We start from the raw sequence: 7,527 nt of genomic DNA, 5'->3' as shown, positions 1-7,527 counted from the left end.
GTTTGAGAGCCTGTTAAAGCGCGAAGCTTGCCTTAAGGATTCTGGGCGCATCTTGCCTGGGCACGGCGGTATTCTGGATCGCATTGATAGTTTCACCGTAGGCGCGGTGTTGCTCTATTTTATTGGCGTTGCTCATTTTACATCTGATCGCGTCGCTGAAGGTGTCTTGTGGTGGTAGAGCTGCCCGACACGGCAAAAGGATAAGTTTTGGAAAACATTGTAGCGCTATTCTTCATGATTGTGCCCTTTTTGGCGGTGCTGACCATCATCGTGTTTGTGCACGAAATGGGGCACTATCTTGTGGCGCGTTGGAACGGGATCGCCGTGCAAGTCTTTGCGATTGGCTTTGGGCCTGAACTGTTCGGGTTTAATGACAAGAACGGTACGCGTTGGAAAGTCTGTGCGATTCCGCTTGGTGGTTACGTAAAGTTCGTGGGCGATATGAACGCGGCGAGCATGCCCAATCGTGAAGGGTTGGAGCAATTTGATGCACAAACGCAATCATCTCTCTTCTTTTACAAAAATGTTTGGCAACGCATAGCTGTTGTTATCGCGGGGCCGATTGCGAACATAATTTTCACCTTCATTGTGCTCTATGCGCTTTTGGTTGGGTTGGGTCGCTACACGCTGGAAGCCCAGATCGATGGCGTTGAACCCCAATCACCAGCTTCTATTGCCGGCTTTATGCCAGAAGACAGGATAGTCCGGGTAGATGGCTATTTGATTCGTAGCTTTGGTGATTTCCAACGGATTGTTGCCACCAGCCCAGAACGTGACATTCTCGTTGAAATTTATCGACTTGGTACAGCGATGACTTTGGATGTGCGCACCGGTGTCCGCGAGCGCACGGACCAGTTTGGCAATATATCAAACGTTGGGTATTTGGGTGTTTCGCGCAACGCAACGCAAGAAGATGTGATTTTTGTACGCCCAAATCCAGTTGAAGCGGTGGTCATCACAGTTGACGAGATGATTTTGATTGTCGACCGCTCATTTAAGTTCTTGGGCGAATTGCTGGTTGGTAAGGGCGATGTGGACCAGTTGGGTGGTCCGGTTAAAATCGCAAAGATCTCCGGAGAAGCCGCCACGCTTGGGGTGTTCACCCTGATCAACCTGATGGCGCTATTGTCGCTAAATATTGGGATCTTTAATTTGTTCCCCATCCCCATGTTGGATGGTGGGCACTTGGTCTATTATTTTTACGAAGTTGTGCGCGGGAAACCGCTAAGTGAGAAATTCCAAGAGATGGGTTATCGATTTGGAATGTTTATTGTTTTGTCACTAATGGTCTTTTCGGTCGTCAACGATATATTTTAGAATGTGATCGGTTTGCTTAGGTATTTATAAAGTGTTGCGCAAGGGGTGCACTGCACATCTTTTGGTAACGTAAAAGCCTATTAGGTCTTGCGTTTGGCTTAAGAAACAGTAAAACAGATCATGGAGTTAGTGTCGCAATCGGCAGGGAATACTGTGTTTGCGCGGGAAGTGCTGGAAGGCGTCGGGAATATGATTGCACGAGCAAAGCTTATACCAAGTTTGGTTTTGGGGATGTTGCTGATTTTGGGTGGGCCTTTGATGCCAAGTCAAATCAGTGGCTTACTTGGTGTTGAGGCGGCTTATGCTGCAACTGTCCGGTCTATTACAGTGACCGGAAACGAACGTGTGGATGACAGCACTGTTGTTTCTTTTCTTGCCTTGCGCAAAGGGCAGAATGCAACATCGTCAAAGATCGATGAATCAATCGACGCTTTGTATCAAAGCGGATTGTTTGCTTCTGTTAGCGTTTCGATGTCGGGCAGCACGCTTCGGATTGTCGTAAAAGAGAACCCAATTGTGTCTTCTGTGCTGTTTGAGGGTAACAAGAAATTCTCTGACGCCAAACTTTCCGATATGATTGAGACGTCCTCTCGCGGTGTTTACACCGAGGCGGCGGTTGCTCAAGACGCGCGCAATATTGAACTTGCCTATGATCAAGCCGGGTTTAACTCGGTTTCTGTGACTTCACGGACCGAAATTGGCGAAAACGCACGTATTAAGCTGACATTCCTGATTAATGAAGGTGATCGCGCGAGCATTGCCAAAATTAACTTTACGGGCAACCAGTCCATTGGCGATGCGCAATTGAAAGCAATTCTGCGCACCCATGAATCTCATTTGTTGAGCTGGTTGTTCCGTGATGATGTTTATGACGAAGACAAACTCAATGTAGATAGTGAGCTTGTGCGTTTGTATTACGCGGATCGTGGTTTCCCAGATGCGCAGGTTTTGTCTGCTGTTGCAGATTTTGATGCAGACCGAAATGCTTATTTCATCAACTTTACCATTGATGAAGGCGAGCGTTATGAGTTTGGCACGATTGACATTGAAACAAGCATTGTTGGCCTTGATGCGAATGCACTAAGATCATCAATTCGGACCCATGAGGGGCGTCGCTATTCACTCACAAGCCTACAGCGCACTGCCGCTGATATGTCTCGTGATTCTGCACATCAAGGTTATTCGTTTGCAGAGGTTCGCCCACGTTTGGATCGCGATGTTGAAGCGAAGCGCTTTAATGTGACCTATTTGGTGGATGAAGGCGCGCGGCTTTATGTTGAGCGTATCAATGTTTTTGGTAACACACGCACACGTGATTTTGTTATCCGTCGTGAGTTTGAGTTCGCTGAAGGCGACCCATTCAACCGCACATTCTTGGCCGCTGGCCGCGATGCGTTGCAAGCGCTAGGGTTCTTCTCTCGTGTACAAGTCAACGTGGAGCAGGGTACAGCTGCTGACCGTGTTGTGATCAATGTTGTTGTTGAAGAAAAATCAACAGGCAGCTGGGGCGGTGGCGCGAGCTATTCTCCGCAAACCGGTTTTGGTGCCGAATTGTCGCTTGAAGAAACAAACTTCCTTGGCAAGGGTCAGAAACTGAAGCTTGCCATTGGTGGAACTTTGAGCAGTAGAACTTACGACTTCTCGTTCACCGAGCCGAAGTTTATGGGCCTTGATATTTCTGCGGGAATTGATGCTTATCGTCGTACTGTGGATGAGGGTAAGCCTTACAACTATGGTACAGATTCAACTGGCTTCCAATTCCGTGTTGGTGCTCCTGTTGTTGACAAGCTGAGTGCTTCTGTTTTCGCAGGATTTGATCAAACCACTTACACTGATACAGATGCCAATGCGCCGACCTACATCACAGGTCTTGGTGGGGCAGTGAACAAAGCATTCGTTGGATATACGCTCAATTATACAGACGTCGATAATCAGATTTCGCCAAGCGAAGGCTATGCGCTCAATTTGACACAACAGTATGTTGGTATCGACCACAACTTGCTTAAGACTGAAGTTAAGGGCCGGTATTACATTCCAGTGCTGCCTGACCACGGCGTAGTTGCCAGCATCAAAGGTCAAGCTGGCATTATCAACGAACTTGGTGGTGGATCAGTTCACCCAACTGAAGCGTTTGTTCCAGGACCACAGTTGATCCGTGGGTTCAAGTCGCATGGCTATGGTCCAAAGAATGGCACCAATGCTTTGGGTGTTTCCGAGTATGTTGCTGTATCGGCTGAGGTTGAGTTCCCGCTTCCAGTGGTTCCAGAAGCCTATGGCCTGTCTGGTGCTGTATGGGCAGATGCTGCATATCTTGGTGCATCTGGTTTGGACGGTTCTTTGATTACAAGTGGCAATGGCGTTCAAACACGTACGTCAATCGGCGCCAGCATCTTGTGGGATTCTCCACTTGGTCCTTTGCGCGGTGACTTTGCACATGTACTCGACAAAGATGCAGCAGATGACACACAAGTATTTGCTCTCACAATTCAGACATTGTTCTAAGCAACAATCTACTTGACGGCATTAGGGGATCGCGGACACAATCTGCGATCCTTTTTGTTTAGGACTTTGCATGGTTGATAATCGCTTTTTCCCGCTTGAGATTCGCCCGACCGTTAGACAGTTGGTTGCGGACTGCGAAGGGCTTGATGCTTGCGATCTGAGTAGGGTCGACCTCGATCAAGAGGTTAGCGGGGCAGGGACGGTTCCATATTTGGTTGATGGTGAACTGGGCTTTGTTGCCGATTCAGCCTATGTGGAGGCCCTTGAGGCCACACAGGCGGGCATAGTGATTGTACCTGAGCATTTGTTGCAGCACTGTTCCGATGATCTGTCTGTCATCGTTTCCCCAAAGCCCTACCAGACCTTCACAGACTTGGCGTCTATCCTCTATCAGGGGGCGTTGCGCTCTCAATACTCTGGGTTGATGCTCTGGTCTGAGGCTTTAAAGCTTGGTCGCATCAGTGTTGGCACGGGCTGCGATATTGCCCCGAATGTGATGGTTGGGGCTGGCGTTGAAATCGGCGAAAATGTTTCAGTTGGCCCAAACACCGTCCTTGGGCGCGGGGTCACGCTGGGCAGAGGTTCGATTGTTGCGGACAATGTTTCCATATATTTTTCCCATATTGGCGATGACAATCTCATTCATTCTGGGGTGCGCATTGGGGCGGATGGTTTCGGGTTTCTGCCAGGTGCAAACGGTCCAAAAAAGATACCGCAATTGGGCCGGGTGCTCATTCAAGACGGTGTTGAGATCGGCACAAACACAAGCATTGATCGTGGAACGCTTGATGACACAGTGATCGGCGAGAAAACAAAAATTGATAACTTGGTGCAAATTGCACATAATTCAACTATTGGTCGGTTCTGCCAACTCTCGGGGCATGTGGGGTTGGCCGGTTCAGCTGTGCTTGGCGATGGTGTTCTTTTGGCCGGGCGAGCTGGTATTTCCAACAAGGTAAAAGTTGGCGATAAAGCAGTAGTTTACGCCTGTTCGTTGGTCACTAAAGATGTCCCGGCAGGCGGCATGGTTGGCGGGTCTCCCGCAACCGAAATAAATATGTGGCGCAAAGAGGTCGCGGCCATCCGAAGGTTGGTTCGCAAAAAGTAAGTAACGGGGTGCTTTATGACAGATCGTGAATTGTCAGCTTTGGATATTAGTCGGGTTTTGGAGTGCTTGCCACACCGATATCCATTTTTGATGATCGACAAGATCATTGAAGTGGACGGGGACGAGTCTGCAATCGGTGTTAAAAACATCACCTTTAATGAGCCAATTTTCCAGGGACACTTCCCCGGTAAACCGATATTTCCAGGTGTTTTGATTCTGGAAGGGATGGCGCAAACCGCTGGCGCGATTGTTATTGCTGAAGAGCAAAAGAAGGGCGACAAATATACGGTCTTTCTGCTCACCATTGATAAGGCGAAGTTCAGAAAGCCGACTGAGCCGGGCGATGTGTTGGAATATCACATCAAAAAGGCGCATCGACGTCGCAATGTTGGCCGCTATGAGGCCAAGGCCATTGTAAACGGTGTTGTGGTTGCAGAAGCTGAAGTTGGCGCAATGATCGTGCGAGACGAATAAGAATGGCAAATATCCATCCGACGGCAGTTATCGGTGAAAATGTAACACTGGGCGAAGATGTCAGCGTGGGCGCTTTTTGCGTTCTAGATGGCAAGATTTCTATCGGTAGCAACACAATTTTGCACTCTCATGTTGCCATTGCGGGTGAAACAGAAATTGGGTCTGGTTGCGAGATTTTCCCCTTTGCCTCGGTTGGACATCAACCACAGGACAAAAAATACGCAGGTGAGCAAAGCCGTTTGTTCATTGGTGACAATTGCACGATCCGCGAGAATGTAACCATTAATCCCGGCACAAGTGGCGGCGGAATGGAAACGCGGATTGGCAATCATGTTTTACTGATGGCAGGTGCCCATGTGGCCCACGACTGTCAACTTGGTGATCACGTTATTCTTGTCAATCATGTGGCCCTTGCAGGCCATGTGATTGTTGATGAGCATGCCATTGTTGGTGGGCTTTCGGGTGTACATCAATTCGTGCGTATCGGTGCTCATTCCATCGTCGGTGCTATGAGCATGGTTGAAAATGATGTTATTCCGTTCGGTTCTGTTTTGGGCAATCGTGCCTATTTGGGCGGGTTGAACCTTGTTGGTTTGAAACGTCGCAATTTTGATCGCGAAGAAATCCATACGCTACGTGCCGCTTATCGAATGATTTTTTCCAATGAAGGTACCTTGCGCGAACGGGTTGAAGATGCTGCAGAGATCTTTAAAGGGCACGAACTAGTAGATCTTGTGGTGTCATTCGTGCGCAAACCATCTGAGCGTTCCATTTGCATGCCGAAGAACGGTGTTGGCTCTCATGAATAAACTGGCTTTGTTGGTTGGTCAGGGTGAACTTGCGGCAACCGCTCAGGCGGCTATTCGTGAGCGGTATGAAGGCGATTTCGTGGTGTGGTCGATGGTTGGCGATGCACCGAATTCGAACGACAATATTGATGTTGGGCAGCCACTTGAGTTGATCAATCGGTTGCGTGCTGCTTCTGTGTGTACCCTATGTGCAGTCGGGCGCGTGGATCTATCTCCTGAATTGCGGGCAAATGTTGGCGCATATCTTGTGCAGCACTATCAGGGCAAGCTTGATATGAGCGATATTGGATTGGAAACCGCCTATCGAACGATCGCCAAGGATGCACAAGTTGACATTAAGGGCATTCACGAGTTGGTGCCTTCACTATTGGCGGGGCGTGGTCATGTTGGTGGCCCTGAAGTGCCCCCAAAGATCAACGAAACTGAAAATCTTATTCGGCTGGCACGTACGATTGCGCGCACTGATTTGGGACAATCCATCGTTTTTCACGGCCTGCGGCCTGTAGCTTCTGAGGATGTTTTGGGCACAGACGATTTGTTAGTTCGTGCAAAAAATATCGCGGCAACCTTGCGCATTCCGGCTGGTGAGTTGGTACTTGTAAAGGTGGCAAAGCCACAACAGAGTGGGTTGGGTGATTTGCCAACAATTGGACCAAAAACAATTCAATTGTGCGCGGATGCTGGCGTGGGTGTTGTTGTTGTTGAAGCCGACAAATGTCTGGTTGTGGACCGGCCGCGCGTAGTAGATCTAGCGGAGCAGCGCAGTGTCAGCGTTGTGGGGTGGGGGTAAGTGCGCCTGTTTGTCGTTGCTGGCGAAAGCTCAGGCGACCAATTGGGCGCTGATCTGGTTAGCCAGCTACAGCAACGTGTCGAACTCGACGTTACAGGTGTAGGCGGCTCCGCGTTGCATGAAGTAGGGCTCAAGTCCCTATTTCCCATGTCAGATTTGGCCGTTATGGGGTGGCGCGACGTCTATTTGCGTTTGCCACTCTTGTTGTTTCGATTGCGGCAAACAATTGACGCCATCGTTCGTCAAAAGCCTGACGTTGTGGTTCTAATCGACAGCCAAGAGTTTTCCAATCGTGTGGCTGCGGGTGTGCGCAAACGTTTGCCGAACGCGAGAATTGTTCTTTATGTGGCTCCGTCTGTTTGGGCATGGAAGCCTGAGCGTGCGCAGCAAATCAAGCCCCTATATGACGAGGTTTTGGCAGTCTTGCCATTTGAACCCAGGGTGTTTGCTGAGTTAGATGGTCCCACATGTACCTATGTGGGCCATATGGCAGAACGGGTTCAAGCAACTCAGAAACCGAGTGAACT

Annotated in this window: 7 protein-coding genes and 1 pseudogene; all 8 read left to right on the top strand. The window is 49.3% G+C overall.

Annotation, left to right across the window (positions count from 1 at the left end; translation table 11 throughout):
• Positions 1-178, top strand: a 178-nt coding sequence (locus Q0231_RS02185; RefSeq protein ID WP_299344510.1) for a phosphatidate cytidylyltransferase, incomplete at its 5' end; no start/stop codon positions are given.
• 29 nt (positions 179-207) lie between these two features.
• Positions 208-1,317 carry an RIP metalloprotease RseP gene (gene rseP / locus Q0231_RS02180; protein WP_299344507.1) on the top strand — a complete coding sequence of 370 codons (1,110 nt, stop codon included), beginning with the start codon at positions 208-210 and terminating at the stop codon, positions 1,315-1,317.
• A 129-nt stretch (positions 1,318-1,446) separates the two neighbouring features.
• Positions 1,447-3,819 carry an outer membrane protein assembly factor BamA gene (bamA, locus tag Q0231_RS02175; RefSeq protein ID WP_299344504.1) on the top strand — a complete coding sequence of 791 codons (2,373 nt, stop codon included), beginning with the start codon at positions 1,447-1,449 and terminating at the stop codon, positions 3,817-3,819.
• Positions 3,820-3,889: 70 nt separating this feature from the next.
• A complete protein-coding gene (gene lpxD, locus Q0231_RS02170; RefSeq protein ID WP_299344501.1) occupies positions 3,890-4,927 on the top strand; it encodes a UDP-3-O-(3-hydroxymyristoyl)glucosamine N-acyltransferase in 1,038 nt (345 codons plus the stop codon).
• 15 nt (positions 4,928-4,942) lie between these two features.
• Positions 4,943-5,401 (top strand): 3-hydroxyacyl-ACP dehydratase FabZ, encoded by a 459-nt coding sequence (gene fabZ / locus Q0231_RS02165; protein WP_269394177.1) that lies wholly within the window; start codon positions 4,943-4,945, stop codon positions 5,399-5,401.
• A gap of 2 nt (positions 5,402-5,403) precedes the next feature.
• Entirely contained in the window at positions 5,404-6,210 is an 807-nt protein-coding gene (gene lpxA / locus Q0231_RS02160; protein ID WP_299344495.1) for an acyl-ACP--UDP-N-acetylglucosamine O-acyltransferase, read from the top strand.
• Positions 6,203-7,000 (top strand): UDP-2,3-diacylglucosamine diphosphatase LpxI, encoded by a 798-nt coding sequence (gene lpxI / locus Q0231_RS02155; protein ID WP_269394179.1) that lies wholly within the window; start codon positions 6,203-6,205, stop codon positions 6,998-7,000. Before lpxA ends, lpxI begins: the two co-directional genes overlap by 8 nt.
• Positions 7,001-7,527, top strand: a pseudogene (locus Q0231_RS02150) (lipid-A-disaccharide synthase); the annotation flags it as partial. It lies immediately after the preceding gene.

This window comes from uncultured Maritalea sp. (assembly GCF_937139385.1).
GTDB lineage: Bacteria > Pseudomonadota > Alphaproteobacteria > Rhizobiales > Devosiaceae > Maritalea > Maritalea porphyrae_A.
This window is presented reverse-complemented; position numbering and strand designations above follow the sequence as displayed.